The sequence below is a fragment of the Mycolicibacterium chubuense genome, assembly GCF_001044255.1.
Classification (GTDB): Bacteria; Actinomycetota; Actinomycetes; order Mycobacteriales; family Mycobacteriaceae; genus Mycobacterium; species Mycobacterium chubuense.
Genome location: NZ_JYNX01000015.1, coordinates 46752 through 62338, shown reverse-complemented (window position 1 = coordinate 62338; position 15587 = coordinate 46752). Strand labels below are relative to the sequence as shown.

At 70.0% G+C, this 15587-nt stretch carries 18 protein-coding genes; 12 read left to right on the top strand and 6 right to left on the bottom strand.

Translation table 11 applies throughout. From position 1 onward, the window contains the following. The 4 genes from infB to MCHUDSM44219_RS03170 all read left to right on the top strand — a co-directional run. A partial coding sequence (gene infB / locus MCHUDSM44219_RS03185; protein ID WP_082162006.1) for a translation initiation factor IF-2 occupies positions 1-1998 on the top strand: 1998 nt, incomplete at its 5' end. A 3-nt stretch (positions 1999-2001) separates the two neighbouring features. After that, positions 2002-2517 (top strand): 30S ribosome-binding factor RbfA, encoded by a 516-nt coding sequence (rbfA, locus tag MCHUDSM44219_RS03180; RefSeq protein ID WP_048416775.1) that lies wholly within the window; start codon positions 2002-2004, stop codon positions 2515-2517. Further along, positions 2498-3490 carry a DHH family phosphoesterase gene (locus tag MCHUDSM44219_RS03175; RefSeq protein ID WP_048416774.1) on the top strand — a complete coding sequence of 331 codons (993 nt, stop codon included), beginning with the start codon at positions 2498-2500 and terminating at the stop codon, positions 3488-3490. Before rbfA ends, MCHUDSM44219_RS03175 begins: the two co-directional genes overlap by 20 nt. Then, complete coding sequence (locus MCHUDSM44219_RS03170; protein ID WP_048416773.1) at positions 3483-4814, top strand: MATE family efflux transporter; 1332 nt, start codon at positions 3483-3485, stop codon at positions 4812-4814. Before MCHUDSM44219_RS03175 ends, MCHUDSM44219_RS03170 begins: the two co-directional genes overlap by 8 nt. Here the strand turns inward: MCHUDSM44219_RS03170 and MCHUDSM44219_RS03165 are convergent. Continuing rightward, positions 4741-5409, bottom strand: a complete 669-nt coding sequence (locus MCHUDSM44219_RS03165) for a class I SAM-dependent methyltransferase (protein ID WP_048416772.1) — start codon at positions 5407-5409, stop codon at positions 4741-4743. The two genes, MCHUDSM44219_RS03170 and MCHUDSM44219_RS03165, sit on opposite strands and share 74 nt — an antisense overlap. Before the next feature lie 39 nt (positions 5410-5448). Beyond that, on the bottom strand, positions 5449-6210 hold the full coding sequence (locus MCHUDSM44219_RS03160) for an enoyl-CoA hydratase (protein WP_048416786.1): 762 nt from the start codon (positions 6208-6210) through the stop codon (positions 5449-5451). Between the two features lie 45 nt (positions 6211-6255). On the opposite strand from MCHUDSM44219_RS03160, the gene MCHUDSM44219_RS03155 reads away from it, so the two are divergent. Then, positions 6256-6522, top strand: coding sequence for a DUF2277 domain-containing protein (locus MCHUDSM44219_RS03155; RefSeq protein WP_048416785.1), 267 nt, complete (start codon positions 6256-6258; stop codon positions 6520-6522). 8 nt (positions 6523-6530) lie between these two features. Beyond that, on the top strand, positions 6531-7079 hold the full coding sequence (locus tag MCHUDSM44219_RS03150; RefSeq protein ID WP_236695326.1) for a DUF1802 family protein: 549 nt from the start codon (positions 6531-6533) through the stop codon (positions 7077-7079). On the opposite strand, the gene MCHUDSM44219_RS03145 is transcribed toward MCHUDSM44219_RS03150, so the two are convergent. Continuing rightward, positions 7068-8675 (bottom strand): CocE/NonD family hydrolase, encoded by a 1608-nt coding sequence (locus tag MCHUDSM44219_RS03145; RefSeq protein ID WP_048416784.1) that lies wholly within the window; start codon positions 8673-8675, stop codon positions 7068-7070. The two genes, MCHUDSM44219_RS03150 and MCHUDSM44219_RS03145, sit on opposite strands and share 12 nt — an antisense overlap. A gap of 38 nt (positions 8676-8713) precedes the next feature. After that, entirely contained in the window at positions 8714-9286 is a 573-nt protein-coding gene (locus MCHUDSM44219_RS03140; protein ID WP_048416770.1) for a DUF3558 domain-containing protein, read from the bottom strand. Positions 9287-9426: 140 nt separating this feature from the next. On the opposite strand from MCHUDSM44219_RS03140, the gene MCHUDSM44219_RS03135 reads away from it, so the two are divergent. From MCHUDSM44219_RS03135 to truB, 3 genes are read left to right on the top strand one after another with little or no spacing between them, the layout of a single operon-like run. Continuing rightward, positions 9427-10374, top strand: coding sequence for an ACP phosphodiesterase PptH (locus MCHUDSM44219_RS03135; RefSeq protein ID WP_048416769.1), 948 nt, complete (start codon positions 9427-9429; stop codon positions 10372-10374). Beyond that, positions 10371-11048, top strand: a complete 678-nt coding sequence (pptT, locus tag MCHUDSM44219_RS03130; protein ID WP_048416768.1) for a 4'-phosphopantetheinyl transferase PptT — start codon at positions 10371-10373, stop codon at positions 11046-11048. The genes MCHUDSM44219_RS03135 and pptT overlap by 4 nt, the downstream gene beginning before the upstream one ends. Next, a complete protein-coding gene (gene truB, locus MCHUDSM44219_RS03125; protein ID WP_048416767.1) occupies positions 11045-11926 on the top strand; it encodes a tRNA pseudouridine(55) synthase TruB in 882 nt (293 codons plus the stop codon). The genes pptT and truB overlap by 4 nt, the downstream gene beginning before the upstream one ends. A 1-nt stretch (position 11927) precedes the next feature. Here the strand turns inward: truB and MCHUDSM44219_RS03120 are convergent, their stop codons facing one another. Further along, positions 11928-12359, bottom strand: a complete 432-nt coding sequence (locus MCHUDSM44219_RS03120; RefSeq protein ID WP_048416766.1) for a type II toxin-antitoxin system Rv0910 family toxin — start codon at positions 12357-12359, stop codon at positions 11928-11930. Positions 12360-12371: 12 nt separating this feature from the next. Continuing rightward, positions 12372-13073: a manganese-binding transcriptional regulator MntR gene (gene mntR, locus MCHUDSM44219_RS03115; protein WP_048416765.1), complete on the bottom strand. Its 702-nt coding sequence runs from the start codon at positions 13071-13073 to the stop codon at positions 12372-12374. 93 nt (positions 13074-13166) lie between these two features. Between mntR and MCHUDSM44219_RS03110 the strand changes: the two genes are divergently transcribed. The 3 genes from MCHUDSM44219_RS03110 (at position 13167) to MCHUDSM44219_RS28340 (ending at position 15379) form a co-directional block, all read left to right on the top strand. Continuing rightward, positions 13167-14141, top strand: coding sequence for a bifunctional riboflavin kinase/FAD synthetase (locus tag MCHUDSM44219_RS03110; protein WP_048416764.1), 975 nt, complete (start codon positions 13167-13169; stop codon positions 14139-14141). A gap of 122 nt (positions 14142-14263) precedes the next feature. Beyond that, positions 14264-14533 (top strand): 30S ribosomal protein S15, encoded by a 270-nt coding sequence (gene rpsO / locus MCHUDSM44219_RS03105; RefSeq protein WP_048416763.1) that lies wholly within the window; start codon positions 14264-14266, stop codon positions 14531-14533. A gap of 30 nt (positions 14534-14563) precedes the next feature. Further along, positions 14564-15379, top strand: coding sequence for a methyltransferase domain-containing protein (locus tag MCHUDSM44219_RS28340; protein ID WP_053081167.1), 816 nt, complete (start codon positions 14564-14566; stop codon positions 15377-15379). Positions 15380-15587 lie beyond the last annotated feature (208 nt).

The window sequence follows — 15587 nt, the reverse complement described above, 5'->3', positions numbered from 1 at the left end:
GCAGGCGGTGGCGGCGCTGCAGCAGGTGGCTTCCGTGGCCGTCCCGGCGGCGGCGGTGGCCGTCCCGGCCAGCGCGGTGGCGCGGCCGGTGCGTTCGGTCGTCCCGGAGGCGCCCCGAAGCGCGGCCGGAAGTCGAAGCGCGCGAAGAGGGCCGAATACGAGAACATGCAGGCCCCGGTCGTCGGTGGCGTGCGGTTGCCGCACGGCAACGGCGAGACCATCCGGCTGGCCCGCGGCGCGTCGCTGTCCGACTTCGCCGACAAGATCAATGCCAACCCGGCTTCGCTGGTGCAGGCGCTGTTCAACCTCGGCGAGATGGTGACGGCCACGCAGTCCGTCGGTGACGAGACCCTCGAGCTGCTGGGCAGCGAGATGAACTACGTCGTGCAGGTCGTGTCCCCTGAGGACGAGGACCGCGAGCTGCTGCAGTCCTTCGATCTGTCCTACGGCGAGGACGAGGGCGGCGAGGAGGACCTCGAGTTCCGGCCGCCGGTCGTCACCGTCATGGGTCACGTCGACCACGGCAAGACGCGACTGCTGGACACGATCCGTAACGCCACCGTCCGCGAGGGCGAGGCCGGCGGCATCACTCAGCACATCGGCGCCTACCAGGTCACGGTCGACCTCGACGGCAACGAGCGGCCCATCACCTTCATCGACACCCCGGGCCACGAGGCGTTCACCGCCATGCGTGCCCGTGGCGCCAAGGCCACCGACATCGCGATCCTGGTGGTGGCCGCCGACGACGGTGTCATGCCGCAGACGGTCGAAGCCGTGAACCACGCGCAGGCCGCTGACGTGCCGATCGTGGTGGCAGTCAACAAGATCGACAAGGAGGGCGCCGACCCGGCCAAGATCCGCGGTCAGCTCACCGAGTACGGCCTGGTGCCCGAGGAGTACGGCGGCGACACGATGTTCGTCGACATCTCCGCCAAGGCGGGCACCAACATCGACGCGCTGCTCGAGGCGGTCATCCTGACCGCCGACGCGTCGCTGGACCTGCGGGCCAACCCCGACATGGAGGCCCAGGGTGTGGCGATCGAGGCGCACCTGGACCGCGGCCGCGGCCCTGTCGCGACCGTGCTGATCCAGCGCGGCACGCTGCGGGTCGGCGACTCGGTGGTGGCCGGCGACGCCTACGGTCGTGTGCGCCGCATGGTCGACGAGCACGGTGAGGACGTGACCGAGGCGCTGCCGTCGCGTCCGGTTCAGGTGATCGGCTTCACGTCGGTCCCCGGCGCCGGCGACAACTTCCTCGTCGTCGACGAGGACCGCATCGCCCGCCAGATCGCCGACCGCCGCAGCGCGCGCAAGCGCAACGCGATGGCCGCCCGCAGCCGCAAGCGGATTAGCCTGGAGGACCTGGATTCGGCGCTGAAGGAAACCAGCCAGCTGAACCTGATCCTCAAGGGCGACAACGCCGGTACGGTCGAGGCGCTCGAGGAGGCCCTGCTGGGCATCCAGGTCGACGACGAGGTCGAGCTGCGTGTCATCGACCGCGGCGTCGGTGGCGTCACCGAGACCAACGTCAACCTGGCGTCGGCCTCCGATGCGATCATCATCGGCTTCAACGTCCGCGCCGAGGGCAAGGCGACCGAGCTGGCCAACCGCGAAGGTGTGGAGATCCGCTACTACTCGGTGATCTACCAGGCCATCGACGAGATCGAGAGCGCGCTCAAGGGCATGCTCAAGCCGATCTACGAGGAGAAGGAACTCGGCCGCGCCGAGATCCGGGCGATCTTCCGATCGAGCAAGGTCGGCAACATCGCCGGTTGCCTCGTGCAGTCGGGCATCATGCGGCGCAACGCCAAGGCCCGTCTTCTGCGCGACAACGTGGTGGTGGCCGAGAACCTCACCATCTCGTCGCTCAAGCGGGAGAAGGACGACGCCACCGAGGTCCGCGAAGGCTACGAGTGTGGTCTGACGCTGACGTACTCCGACATCAAAGAGGGCGACGTCATCGAGACCTACGAGCTGGTCGAGAAGGAACGGGTGTAGGTAGTGGCCGATCCAGCGCGGGCCAGACGGCTCGCCAAGCGCATCGGCACCGTCGTCGCCTCGGCCATCGAGTTCGAGATCAAGGATCCCCCGCTGGCCTTCGTGACCGTCACGGACACGAAGGTCACGGGAGATCTGCACGACGCGACCGTGTTCTACACGGTGCGGGGCGACACGCTCGACGATGAACCGGACTACGCGGCGGCCGCGGCGGCGCTGGAGCGGGCCAAGGGCACGCTGCGCAGCAAGGTCGGCGCGGCCACCGGTGTCCGGTTCACCCCGACGCTGTCGTTCGTGCTCGACAAGGTGCCCGACACCGCGGCGCACATGGAGGAGCTGCTGGCACGGGCTCGCGCCGCGGATGAGGATTTGGCGAGAGTTCGGCAAGGGGCCAAGCACGCCGGTGACGCCGACCCGTACCGTGTAACGGGGGTGGAGGACGACGGCCGGGGGCCAGACGAGGCGGACGCTGAGGACACGGGTGACTTCGACACGCTCGATGACAGATACGACGACTGACGCCCTGATGGCCGGTGTGCGCGCGGATGCCCGCGACGCCGCCGCGCTGCTGTCGTCGGCCCGCTCTGTCAGCGTGGTGTGCCACGTCCATCCCGACGCCGACACCATCGGTGCCGGCCTCGCGCTCGCTCTGGTGCTGGACCGTGCCGGCAAGGCCGTCGAGGTGAGCTTCGCCGCGCCCGCCGAGCTGCCGGAGTCGTTGCGCTCGCTGCCCGGCTGCCATCTGCTGGTCGCGCCCGAGCAGATGCGCCGCGACGCCGACCTGGTGGTCACCGTGGACATTCCCAGCGTGAACCGCCTCGGTTCGCTGGCCGACCTGGTCACCCCCGACCGGCGGGTCCTGGTCATCGATCATCACGCCTCCAACCACCTGTTCGGCAGCGCCAACTTCGTCGACGCCTCGGCCGACTCGACGACGATGCTGATCGCCGAGTTGCTCGATGCGTGGGCCGAGCCGATCGACGAGGCCGTGGCGCACTGCCTGTACGCGGGCCTGACCACCGACACCGGCTCCTTCCGCTGGGCGAGTGCTCGCGCGCTGCGACTGGCCGCCCGTCTGGTGGACCTCGGTGTCGACAACGCGGGCATCAGCCGCACGCTGATGGACACCCATCCGTTCGCGTGGCTACCGATGCTGTCGCGGGTGCTGGGCTCTGCACGCCTGGTGACCGAAGCAGCCGACGGGCAGGGGCTGGTCTACGCGGTGGTGCCCAACGACGAGTGGACCAGCGCGCGACCCGAAGAGGTCGAGAGCATCGTCGACATCGTGCGGACCACGCAGCAGGCCGAGGTGGCCGCGGTGTTCAAGGAGATCGAGCCGGCGCAGTGGTCGGTGTCGATGCGATCCAAGTCGCTCGACGTCGCGGCCGTCGCCGCGAGCTTCGGCGGAGGCGGCCACCGCCTGGCCGCCGGGTACTCGGTGACCGGCAGTGCCGACGATGTGGTGACGGCGCTGCGCACGGTTCTTGGCTGACGCCGCCGGGGAGGCCGTCGCGCCGGCCACCAGCCGACGGATCGCCGCCCTGGCGTTTCCGGCGCTCGGAGTCCTGGCCGCCGAACCCCTGTACCTGCTGTTCGATCTCGCCGTCGTCGGCCGGCTCGGCGCGCTGAGCCTGGCCGGTCTGGCGATCGGCGCGCTGGTCATGGGCGTGCTCAGCTCCCAGCTGACGTTCCTGTCCTACGGCACCACGGCGCGGGCCGCCCGGTTCTACGGCGCCGGCGATCGCACCGCCGCGGTCGGGGAAGGCGTGCAGGCCACCTGGCTGGCGCTGGGGATCGGGCTGACCATTGTCGCGGCCGTGCAACTCACAGCCGTTCCGCTGGTGTCGGCGCTGGCGGCCGGGGGCGACATCGCGGCGGCCGCTCTGCCGTGGGTCCGCATCGCGAGCCTGGCGGTGCCCGCGATTCTGGTGGCCGCCGCCGGGAACGGCTGGATGCGTGGCGTGCAGGACACGATGCGGCCGCTGCGCTACGTCGTCGTCGGCTTCGCCGTGGCCGCGGTGCTCTGTCCGACGCTGGTGTACGGCTGGTTCGGGGCGCCCGCCATGGGGCTCGCGGGCTCGGCGGTGGCGAACGTGATCGGTCAGTGGCTGGCGGCTGCGCTGTTCTTCCGGGCGTTGTTCGTCGAGCAGGTACCGGTGCGATTGCGTCCCGCGGTGCTGCGTGCGCAGCTGGTGATGGGCCGGGACCTGGTGGTGCGCACGATGGCGTTCCAGGCGTGCTTCATCTCCGCCGGTGCGGTCGCCGCCCGGTTCGGCGCAGCGGCGGTGGCTGCCCACCAGGTGGTGCTGCAGCTCTGGAGTTTCCTTGCGCTGGTGCTGGATTCACTGGCGATCGCGGCGCAGTCGCTGGTCGGCGCCGCGCTCGGGGCAGGTGAGCTCGCCCACGCCAAATCGGTGGCGTGGCGGGTCACGCTGTTCTCCACGGTCGCGGGCGCAGTGCTGGCCGCCACCTTCGCCCTCGGCTCGTCGGTGCTGCCCGCGGTGTTCACCGACGACCGCAGCGTGCTCGATCAGATCGCGGTGCCGTGGTGGTTCCTGGTGGCGCAGCTGCCGGTCGCCGGGGTGGTGTTCGCGCTGGACGGGGTCCTGCTCGGCGCGGGGGATGCCCGGTTCATGCGGACCGCGACGCTGGTGAGCGCGCTGGTCGGGTTCCTGCCGCTGATCTGGCTGTCGCTGGCGTTCGGGTGGGGGCTGCTGGGCATCTGGTCGGGGCTGAGCACGTTCATGGTGTTGCGTCTGGTGTTCGTGGGCTGGCGGGCGCTGTCGGGTCGCTGGCTGGTGCCCGGCACCCGCTGACCGCCCACAGGTCGCGGCGCCCGGCTCGATGTTCCGTGGTGCGCACGTCCGTCAGGCCTGCCGAACGGCACAGCGCGGCAAACGATTCCGCCTGCTGCGTCGTCCAGCCGTGGCTGGCGAAACCGGTGGCACCCGGTTGCACATGACGTTCGAGCACCAGCAGTCGGCCGCCCGGGGCCAGCACCCGCCGGATCTCCGCCAGGCCCCTGTCGACGTCGGGCCAGTGGTGCACGGTCGCCAGCGCCCACACGACCGTGGCGGCGCCGTCGGGCAGTGGGATCGACTCGGCACCGCCCTGCGCCCACGTGACGGTGGCCGACGCGCGCGTGGCGGTGCGGGCGACCCGCAACATGGACTCCGACGGATCGATACCGGTGGCGTGTGCACCGGCCCGGGCGGCAGCGCGCACGGCGTTGCCGGCTCCGCAGCCGACGTCGACGACGGTGTCCGCCGGCCCGACGCCGGACAGCTCGGTCGCGAGCCGCGCAGTGTCACGACCCATGAGCAGGAACAGCCACGCGAAGAGGCTGCCCGTCAGGCCCGAGAACCCGGGATGGTCGGCGTGATGGTTGACCGGAAGCGGTTGCTCACTCACCCCATCGACCCTGCCCCGGGAGCCCGAGATGTCAAGAAGTCAGCGCACCTGGGTGCGGCCGCGTTCGATGACCCCGGCGCGGCTGGCCGCGATGTCCTCGCCGGACGTGGCCTTCATCCACTCCCGCGCCGAGGCCGCCTCCTGCCACAGCCCGGCACTGTTCTGCGCATCGTCGATCAGGTGATACGACCTCATCAGCGCCCGCACCGCCTTCTGGTTGTTGCCGACGATCGACATGGCGATCTGGCGGGCGGTGTCGAGCAGCTGATCGTGCGCCACCACCTGGGTCACCAGGCCGGTGCGCAGCGCCTCGTCGGCCGACAGGTAATCCCCGGTCATGCTCATCCGCCGCGCCATACCGACCCCGACCTTCTGGGGGAGCCGCACCGACAGACCCCACGTCGGCAGCAGCCCCACCCGGGCGTGGGTGTCGGCGAATCTGGCGTTCTCCGAGGCGATCAGGATGTCGCAGTACAGCGCGATCTCCAGGCCGCCCGTCACGGCAGCGCCGTTGATGGCGCCGATCACCGGCTTGGACATGGGCGGCCACTTCGGCGAGATGTCCGGCAGCTCGGTGGTGTTGCCGAGCTCCTTGAGGTCCAGACCGGCGCAGAACACCGGGTCGGCACCCGTGACGATCACGACGTCGACCGCGTCGTCGGCCTCCGCCTCACGCAGCGCGCCGTAGAACCGGCTGCGCAATTCCGCGGAGAGCGCGTTGCGTGCGGCGGGTCGGTTCAGCGTCAGCGTCCGGATGCGGTCGCGGGTGTCGATCAGCAGAACGTCCGAGGCGTTGGTCATGCGCTCACCGTAGTGGCCCATCGGAGTACGCCTATCGTGGAGGTCATGTGCCGAAACATCACCGAGTTGCGCGGTCTGGAGCCGGCAGCCACCGACGAGGAGATCGAGGCCGCGGCCCGCCAGTACGTGCGCAAGGTCAGCGGCATCACCCGTCCCTCCGGGGCCAACGTCGACGCGTTCGAGACCGCTGTCGCCGAGGTGACCGCCACCACCCAGCGGCTGCTCACCGATCTGCAGCCGCGCAGGCAGCCGCCGAAAACCGTTCCGCCGCTGCGTCGCCCCGAGGTGCGGGCGCGGCTGAGCCGGACGTGACCGCGACGCTGACCACGCCGGCGCTCAAGGAGTGGAGCGCGGTGGTGCACGCGTTGCTCGACGGTAGGCAGACCGTTCTGCTGCGCAAAGGCGGCATCCGCGAGAAACGCTTCGAGGTGACAGCCTCGCGCTTCCTGCTGTTTCCGACGGTGGCGCACAGCCACCTCGAGCGGGTCCGGCCCGAGCATCGCACCCTCATCGAGCCCGCTGCCGCCGACAGCACCGATGCCGAGGTCGTCGTGCGTGCCGGTGCTCAGGTGGTCGATGCCGTCGAGGTGACCCGGCCGGAGAACTTGGAACTGATTGCGCACCAACATATCTGGACCGCCGAATCGGTGCGCGAAGACCGGCTGGACTTCCGCCCGCGCCACCGGCTGACCGTGCTCGTCGTCTCGGCCGCTCCGCTGCTCGAACCGGTCCGGCTCACGCGCACCCCGGAGTACCGGGGCTGCACGAGTTGGGTGGACCTGCCGATCGCACCGGCGTGGGGGACACCGGTGCACGACGACGCGGCGCTGGCCGACCTCGCCGCCCGGGTGCGCGGCTTAGTCGGCTGATGGCGGCTGTGGCCCCGCGGGCAGGATCAGCCGCGACTCCTCGCCGAGCGTGATCGTGTGCCGCTGCGTCGCGAATGTCCTTGCGCTGGTGAGGGATTCACCGGTGCCGAGGTTGCGCACGAACCGCGGATGCGACCCGCCCGCGACGAGCACCCGGATGCGGGAGCCGGCGGGGAACGTGTGGGCGACGGCGTCCAGCTCCACGCGCACCTTCCCCGAGTCGGGGGCCGCCGCGAGGTAGCCGTCGCTGACGTTGCGGGACGTGCCGTGCGCGTCGACCTGGCTGATCCGCACGAACAGGTCGTTGTGCGGGTTGGCGCAGGTGTGGGTCATCTCCACGGTCGGCGTCCCGACGACGTACAGGTCGGCGGGCAGCGGATCCCCGGTGAACGTGAGCACGTCGGCGCGCCGGGCCAGCGCGGTGTCGTCACGGTAGCCGCCGACCGGGGAGAGGAGCCGGCCGCCGATGGTGGGTGTCGGATCGCCGGGGTTGTAGACGAACGTGGCGGTGCCGTCTTCGTCCGCGGTGTCGGCGAGCCGCCCGCCGGGGTTGAGATGGAGCACCCGTTCGGGCATCGCGGGCGGCCAGCTCGGCAGATCGTGCCAGCCGTCGCCGTCGAGGTGGACGCGCACCGGCGCCGTCCGCGCCGAGGGCGTACCGCCGAGGTGGGAGCCGAGCCAGTCCAGGGATTCGCGGATGGCCGTGGGTGCGGCCTTGGTCATCATGTGCGAGTGCGTCCAGGGCCCGATGGTCATCGCGACGTCCACGCCGCGCGACCGCAGCCGCTCGTACTGCTCGAGGGTCTGCTCGAGGAACAGGTCCTGCCAGCCGCTGAGCAGCAGCACCGGGATCTCGGTGCGCTCGAGCGCGTCACGCAGATGCATGCGCTCCCAGAACGGATCGTCGCCGTGCGGGTGGTCGAGCCACGATTCGAACCACGGTGCCCCGTCGCCGAGCAGCGCGCGGCTGGCCTCGCCCAGCGGCAGACCGTGCGACGCCTCGGTCACCATGCGCTGCGCCCGCAGTTGGCGCAGCAGCACCCGGAACCGGCGCGGGTCTTCCTGATTGGCGACCAGGTCGCTCCATCCGAGGAAGTCGTTGAGCCCGAACGACCCTCGGCCCCAGCGCGGCCCCCGGACATCGTGCGGGCCGACAGTGATCACCGCGGCCTTGAGCTCCGGCGGGGGATCGGTGAGCAGCGCCCACTGGGTGAATCCCAAATAGGACAGCCCCACGGTGCCGAACGAGCCGGTGAACCAGGGCTGCTCGCGCAACCACGCCACGGTGTCGGCCCCGTCGTCGATCTCGTTGACCATCGGGTCGAAGTCTCCACCCGAGCCGAAGGTGCCGCGCACGCTCTGCAGCACCACGTGATAGCCGCGGGCGGCATACACCTCGCCGAACACCGCCGCGAACGGAAAGCGTCGGCCGTAGGGCCCGCGGACCAGCAGCGTGCCCGCCGGGGTACCGGTGCGGGGCGCGTAGTGGTCGGCGATCAGGTCGACCCCGTCGCGCATCGGCACGCGCAGGCCGCGATGGACGTCGACCTCGGTGGTGGGCGGAGGAGTGTGCAGGAGGCCCGAGAGCCGCTGCATCAGGAAATGCTGGACGGTCACGCCTGCGAGGTTAGCCCTCAGTACTTGTAGAACGGGGCGAGCTCATGGGCGCGCTGCAGGTTGGTCTGCATGCAGTCCGGGTCGGGCTCGGAGTAGATCGGCGAATAGAACAGCGACTGCTGGATGAGGCCGTAGCTGGTCTTGAACGCGATCATGCAGGTGATCCACCAACGGTTGTTCCAGTCCGTCGGCTTCATGATCCAGTACTGCGCCGCGCGATGGCCGTCGATGTCGAGCTCCACGGCGTCGGGCGGCAGCGTCTGCTCATAGGTGCGCCACACGAACGCCTCGACGGCCATCTGGTAGTTGCCGGCGTCGTAGTGGCACCGGAGGCTGTCCTCCGGGTCCGGCGGCGTGAAGGCCAGGCCGATGCGCTGCACCACGTCCAGCGGGATGTCGCGGCACGGATCGAAGGGGTCCGGATCGGTGAGATCGAGCACGGGGGACTTGATCGTGGTCATCGGCGCGTCGGTCGACCGGAGCTCGACGGCGCCGGTGCCCAGGCGCGCGTCCGGCTGGGCCTGCCACACCACGATCACCGCCGCGACCAGCGCACACAGTGCCGAGAGCAGTCGCACCTTGGCGAACATCGCACCCCTTTGTCCCGGTTCGTCCGTCGCGTCCCTGCCCGGAGTGTAACGGGCGGTGACGCGCCGCACGGCGAGAACTTAGAACCTGTTCTAGTTGCCGGACGGCCTCGCTGTCGGCGCCACCAGTAGGCTGACGGGTTGTGAGTTCCGAGGACCGACGCCCCACCCTGTGGGCGGTCAGTGATCTTCACACCGGGCACACCGGCAACAAACCGGTCACCGAGTCGCTGCACCCCGCCTCTCCCGACGACTGGCTGATCGTGGCCGGCGATGTCGCTGAGCGCACCGATGAGATCCGCTGGGCGCTCGACGTGCTGAGGAAGCGCTTCGCGAAGGTGATCTGGGTGCCGGGCAACCACGAGCTGTGGACCACCAACCGCGACCCGATGCAGATCTTCGGTAAGGCGCGCTACGACTACCTGGTCAACATGTGCGACGAGATGGGCATCGTCACGCCCGAGCATCCGTTCCCGGTGTGGACCGAGGAGGGCGGGCCGGCGACCATCGTGCCGATGTTCCTGCTCTACGACTACTCGTTCCTGCCCCAGGGCGCGGGAACGAAGGCCGAGGGCCTGGCGATCGCCAAGGACCGCAACATCGTCGGCACCGACGAGTACCTGCTGTCCGCCGAGCCGTACGCCACACGCGACGCCTGGTGCCGGGACCGGGTGGCCTACACCCGCAAGCGGCTCGAAGACCTCGACTGGATGATGCCGACCGTCCAGGTCAACCACTTCCCGATGGTGCGTGAACCCTGCGACGCGCTGTTCTATCCCGAGTTCGCCATGTGGTGCGGCACCACCGCCACCGCGGACTGGCACACCCGCTACAACGCCCTCTGCTCGGTGTACGGGCACCTGCACATCCCGCGCACCACCTGGTATGACGGGGTCCGCTTCGAGGAGGTGTCGGTCGGCTACCCGCGGGAGTGGCGCCGCCGGCGGCCCTACCGGTGGCTGCGCCAGATCCTGCCCGATCCGCAGTACAGCCCGGGCTACCTCAACGAGTTCGGCGGGCATTTCCAGATCACCCAGGAGATGCGCGATCACGCCGAGAAGATGCAGCAGCGGATCAGGGACCGGACGTGATCGCCGCGACGCTGCTCGCCGGGGTGCTGCCCGGCGAGCTCGATGCGCTGGCCGCGGCCGAATTGTATTCGGATCCGCGGGAATTGGCGCCGCTGCCCGAAGAGGAGCCACTGATCGCGAAGTCGGTGCCCAAGCGGCGCAACGAGTTCGTCACGGTGCGGTACTGCGCGCGCCAGGCGCTCGTGGAGCTGGGAGCGGACCCGGTGCCGATCCTCAAGGGGGAGAAGGGCGAGCCGTGCTGGCCCGACGGTTTCGTCGGCAGCCTCACCCACTGCGAGGGTTTCCGCGGGGCCGTGGTCGGGCGCCGCGGCGAGGTCCGCTCGGTGGGCATCGACGCCGAGCCGCACGACGTCCTTCCGCAGGGGGTGCTCGACGCCATCAGCCTGCCCGCCGAGCGCGGCGAACTGCAGGCGTTGGGTGACGGCGTGCACTGGGATCGGGTGCTGTTCTGCGCCAAGGAGGCGACGTACAAGGCGTGGTTCCCGCTGACGCGGCGGTGGCTGGGGTTCGAGGACGCCCACATCACCTTCGATGCGGACTCCTCCGGGCAGGCGGGCACGTTCACCTCGACGATCCTGATCGACCCGGAAGCCCTGTCGGGGCCGCCGCTGACGTCGCTGACCGGGAGGTGGGCCGTCCGCAACGGGATCGCGTTGACCGGGATCGTGTTGTGAGTGCCCCGGGTCTGGTCGTCGTCGACAAGCCGGCGGGCCTGACGAGTCACGACGTGGTGGGCCGGTGCCGACGGCTCTTCGGCACCCGCAAGGTCGGGCACGCCGGGACTCTGGATCCGATGGCCACCGGTGTGCTGGTGGTCGGCATCGAGCGAGCCACCAAGATCCTCGGGCTGCTGACCGCGGCCGACAAGGGGTACACCGCCACCATCCGTCTGGGTCAGACCACCTCCACCGAGGACGCCGAAGGTGAACTGCTGCAGTCTGTTTCGGCGTCACAGGTGACCGACGGCGCGATCGAGGACGCGGTCGCGGCGCTTCGCGGGGACATTGCACAGATTCCGTCGTCGGTCAGCGCCATCAAGGTCGACGGGAAGCGCGCCTACGCATTGGTGCGGGAGGGCCACGACGTCGAACTGGCCGCCCGTCCGGTGCGGATCGACCGGTTCGACGTACTGGCGGTGCGCCGGGGTCCCGAGACGGTGGATGTCGATGTGGCCGTGGACTGCTCGAGCGGAACCTACATCCGCGCGCTGGCCCGCGATGTCGGCGACGCGCTGGGCGTGGGCGGGCACCTGATCGCGTTGCGGCGCAACCGGGTCGGCCGCTTCGGTCTCGATCAGGCGCGCACGCTCGAGCAACTCGCGGACGCGCCGACGCTGTCCTACACGCTGGACGAGGCGTGCCTGCAGGCGTTTCCGCGCCGCGACCTGACCGACAGCGAGGCGGTCGATGCCGGCCACGGCAGGCCGTTGGCACCGGCGGGGATAGACGGCCTGTATGCCGCGGTCGCGCCGGACGGCCGCGTGATGGCGCTGCTCGAGGATGCCGGACCGCGGACGCGGTCAGTGGTCGTGATCCGGCCGGCGACGCTGTGACTCAGGCGTAGAGCGTCTCGAACTGCTTGATCGACTTGTCGATGTCGCCCTTCACCGCGCGCACGGCCGCGGCGCCGATCGGGCCGAACAGCGGGGCGCCGCCCAGATCCATCCGCACCGTGAACGTGCACCCCTGCGCGGTGTCGGCCACGGACATCGCCAGCTTGTACCGGGTGCCGCCGACGCCCTCTCCGGTGATCGCCAGCGCGCTCGGCGGGTCGAACTCCCGGATCGTCCACGTGACGCGGTTGCGCATGCCCTTGGCGCCGGCCACCCCGACGATCGTCGTGCCGACGGTGAGCTCGTCGGGCAGCTCCGAACGCCAGCCCTGATGCATCGTCATCCAGTCCCCGAGTGAGGACAGGTCGGCCACGTGCTGCCAGGCTTCCCCGGCCGGCATCGGCAGGGATCGGGACAGTTCCAGCTTCGCCATCAGTGCGTACTCCTATGCAACGACCCAAATCGCTTCTGCGGCAGGGCTTCCCAGGTCTACGGTGATCTCCGCGGCTGCATCGGTGCCTGGACTCTGCACGGCGACGGAGATCATGCCGGCGAAGTCGCGGCGGGCCACGACGCGCACGTGCGAGTCCAGGCTGATGCCGACGGTGTCGAAGTATCGCAGCATCTCCGGGTCGGCGTCGGAGATCCGCGCGACGGTGCCGGCCTCCCCGTTCTGGCATGCCGAGAGCTGACGCGCCGGAGGAGTGGGCACCCGGCCGTCGGCGGCCGGGATCGGATCGCCGTGCGGGTCACGGGTCGGAAAGCCGAGCTTGGCGTCGATGCGGTCGAGCATCCGGTCCGACACCGCGTGCTCGAGCACCTCGGCCTCGTCGTGCACCTCGTCCCAGCCGTAGCCGAGCTCGCGCACCAGGAACGTCTCCATCAGCCGGTGGCGGCGCACCATCGCCAGCGCGGCCCGGCGGCCGGCCTCGGTCAGGGTCACCGCGCCGTACTTCTCGTGGTCGACCAGCCCCTGGTCGGCGAGCTTGCGGATGGATTCCGACGCGGTGCTGGCCGAGACGCCGATCCGTTCGGCGAGCAGCTTGGTGCTGACCTTCTCGTGGGACCACTCCTGGGCGGTCCAGATGACCTTGAGGTAGTCCTGGGCCACCGTCGTCAGTTCGGCGGGCTTCTGGTCAGGACTCACAGCAGAAGAGTTTAGGCAAACATCACCTGATCCGTGGATGTCGCTTCGCCGCTGCTGTAGGCCAGGGTTGCCCGCACGCCGTAGGCTGACGGCGTGCAGCGCTGGCGGGGTCAGGACGACATCCCCACCGACTGGGGCCGATGCGTCGTCACCATCGGTGTGTTCGACGGGGTGCACCGCGGACACCAGGAGTTGATCGGCCGTGCCGTGAAGGCCGGCCGTTCCCGTGGCGTGCCGACGGTGCTGATGACCTTCGATCCTCATCCGATGGAGGTGGTCTTCCCGGGCAGCCATCCCGCCCAGCTCACGACGCTGACGCGGCGCGCCGAGCTGGTCGAGGAGATGGGCGTCGACGTCTTCCTGGTCGTGCCGTTCACCGCTGACTTCATGAAGCTCACGCCCGAGCGCTACATCCATGAACTGCTGGTCGAGCGCCTCCACGTGGTCGAGGTGGTGGTCGGCGAGAACTTCACGTTCGGCAAGAAGGCGGCGGGCAACGTCGAGTTGCTGCGCAAGGCCGGGGAGCGCTTCGGGTTCGCTGTCGACTCGGTGAACCTGGTCGCCGAACATCATCGCGACGAGACCGTGACGTTCTCGTCGACCTACATCCGGTCGTGCGTGGACGCCGGTGACATGGTGGCCGCCGCCGAGGCGCTGGGCCGCCCGCACCGGGTGGAAGGCGTCGTGGTCCGCGGTGACGGCCGGGGCCGGGTGCTCGGCTTCCCGACCGCCAACGTCGCCCCGCCGATGTACTCGGCCATCCCCGCCGACGGCGTCTACGCCGCCTGGTTCACTGTGCTCGGACACGGTCCGGTGGTCGGCACCGTCACGCCGGGGGAGCGCTACCAGGCGGCGGTGTCCGTCGGGACCAACCCGACGTTCTCCGGCCGCACCCGGACCGTGGAGGCGTTCGTCCTGGACACCACTGCCGATCTGTACGGCCAGCACGTCGCCGTCGACTTCGTCGCCCGGCTGCGGGGCCAGGAGAAGTTCGGGTCGGTGGACGAGCTGGTGACGGCGATGAGCGCCGACACCGAACGGGCCCGCACCATCCTCTCGGCCCGCTAGCTCGCGATTCGGTCCTGCCGGTCGCCGCTGCTAAACTCCCACCTCGACCGGGCGTGTGCTGCAGTTCGCGGTGGCTGCGCCTCTGACGTTCCCCTCGCGGACCGAATCGATGGAGTTGTTTCGTGGCGCTCACTGCCGAACAGAAGAAGGAAATCCTGGGCCAGTACGGCCTGCACGACACCGACACCGGCTCCCCGGAGGCTCAGGTCGCGCTGCTCACCAAGCGGATCTCCGATCTCACCGAGCACCTCAAGGTGCACAAGCACGACCACCACTCGCGTCGTGGTCTGCTGCTGCTGGTCGGCCGTCGCCGCCGGCTGCTCAAGTACGTCGCCCAGGTCGACGTCGCGCGCTACCGCTCGCTGATCGAGCGCCTCGGCCTGCGCCGCTGACGTTCCCCGGCGCGGGGCTACCGTCGCAGCATGACGACACCCGAGTACGCGCTGGGTAGCGACGACGACGAGATTCAACGACTGCAGGCGCAGGCCGCGATCATCGCCGAACCGACCGCGGTGCTGTTCCGGCGCGGCGGTATCGCACCGGGCATGCGTGTGCTCGACCTCGGCAGCGGTCCCGGTGACGTGTCGTTCCTGGTTGCCGACATCGTCGGGCCCGACGGCCATGTCGTCGGTCTCGAGCGCGATCCCGCCCAGCTCGAGGTCGCCGAGCGACGCCGCGACGCCCTGGGGCTGTCGAACGTCGCGTTCAGTGAGGGTGACGCCAGAACCTTCGTCGCCGACGAGCCGTTCGACGTGGTGGTCTGCCGGCTGCTGCTGATGCACCTGCCGGATGCGGTCGACGTGCTGGCCCATCATCGGCGCAATCTGCGACCCGGCGGCGTCTTCGTCGCCGTCGACTACGACATGAGCGGCGTGCGGGCCCGTCCGGAGGTGGAGCTGTTCACCCGCGTCGGCGCATGGCTGGAGGCCGGATTCCGGCACGCGCAGGCGGATCCGAGCGTCGGGATGCGGTTCCCCGTCCTCTTCGACGAGGCCGGCTTCGCCGACGTCGGCACCCTGGGGTTGCAGATGTACTGGCCGCCGAGGGACCGGCAGGCGGCGGGCTACGTCGTCGGGGTGGTCCGTGCGCTCCGCGACGCCATCGTGGCCTCCGGTGTCGCCACCGAGCGCGAGCTGGACCTCGACACCCTCGAACAACGCCTCGGCGAGGCGGTCAGCGCAGCCGGCGCTGTCTGGACCACGCCGACGATCGTGGGAGGCTGGGGCCGGCGGAGCTGAGCCCGGGCGTTTTCCGTCGGGGAGCGGCCGCAGAGTACGATGGCCTGGTTCGGCTGCCGTTTCGGTCCGCCGGGCACTTGGGTGCGGTCATCGCAGACCCGCGAGAGCCGTTCCCGCGCGTCATATCGCCGACCCGCTTGATCGCGCGGTCTTCGGTAGTGGCTGCCGGAACGAAAGCCGGCAGCTTCGACTGATGGCCGTCGCCGCA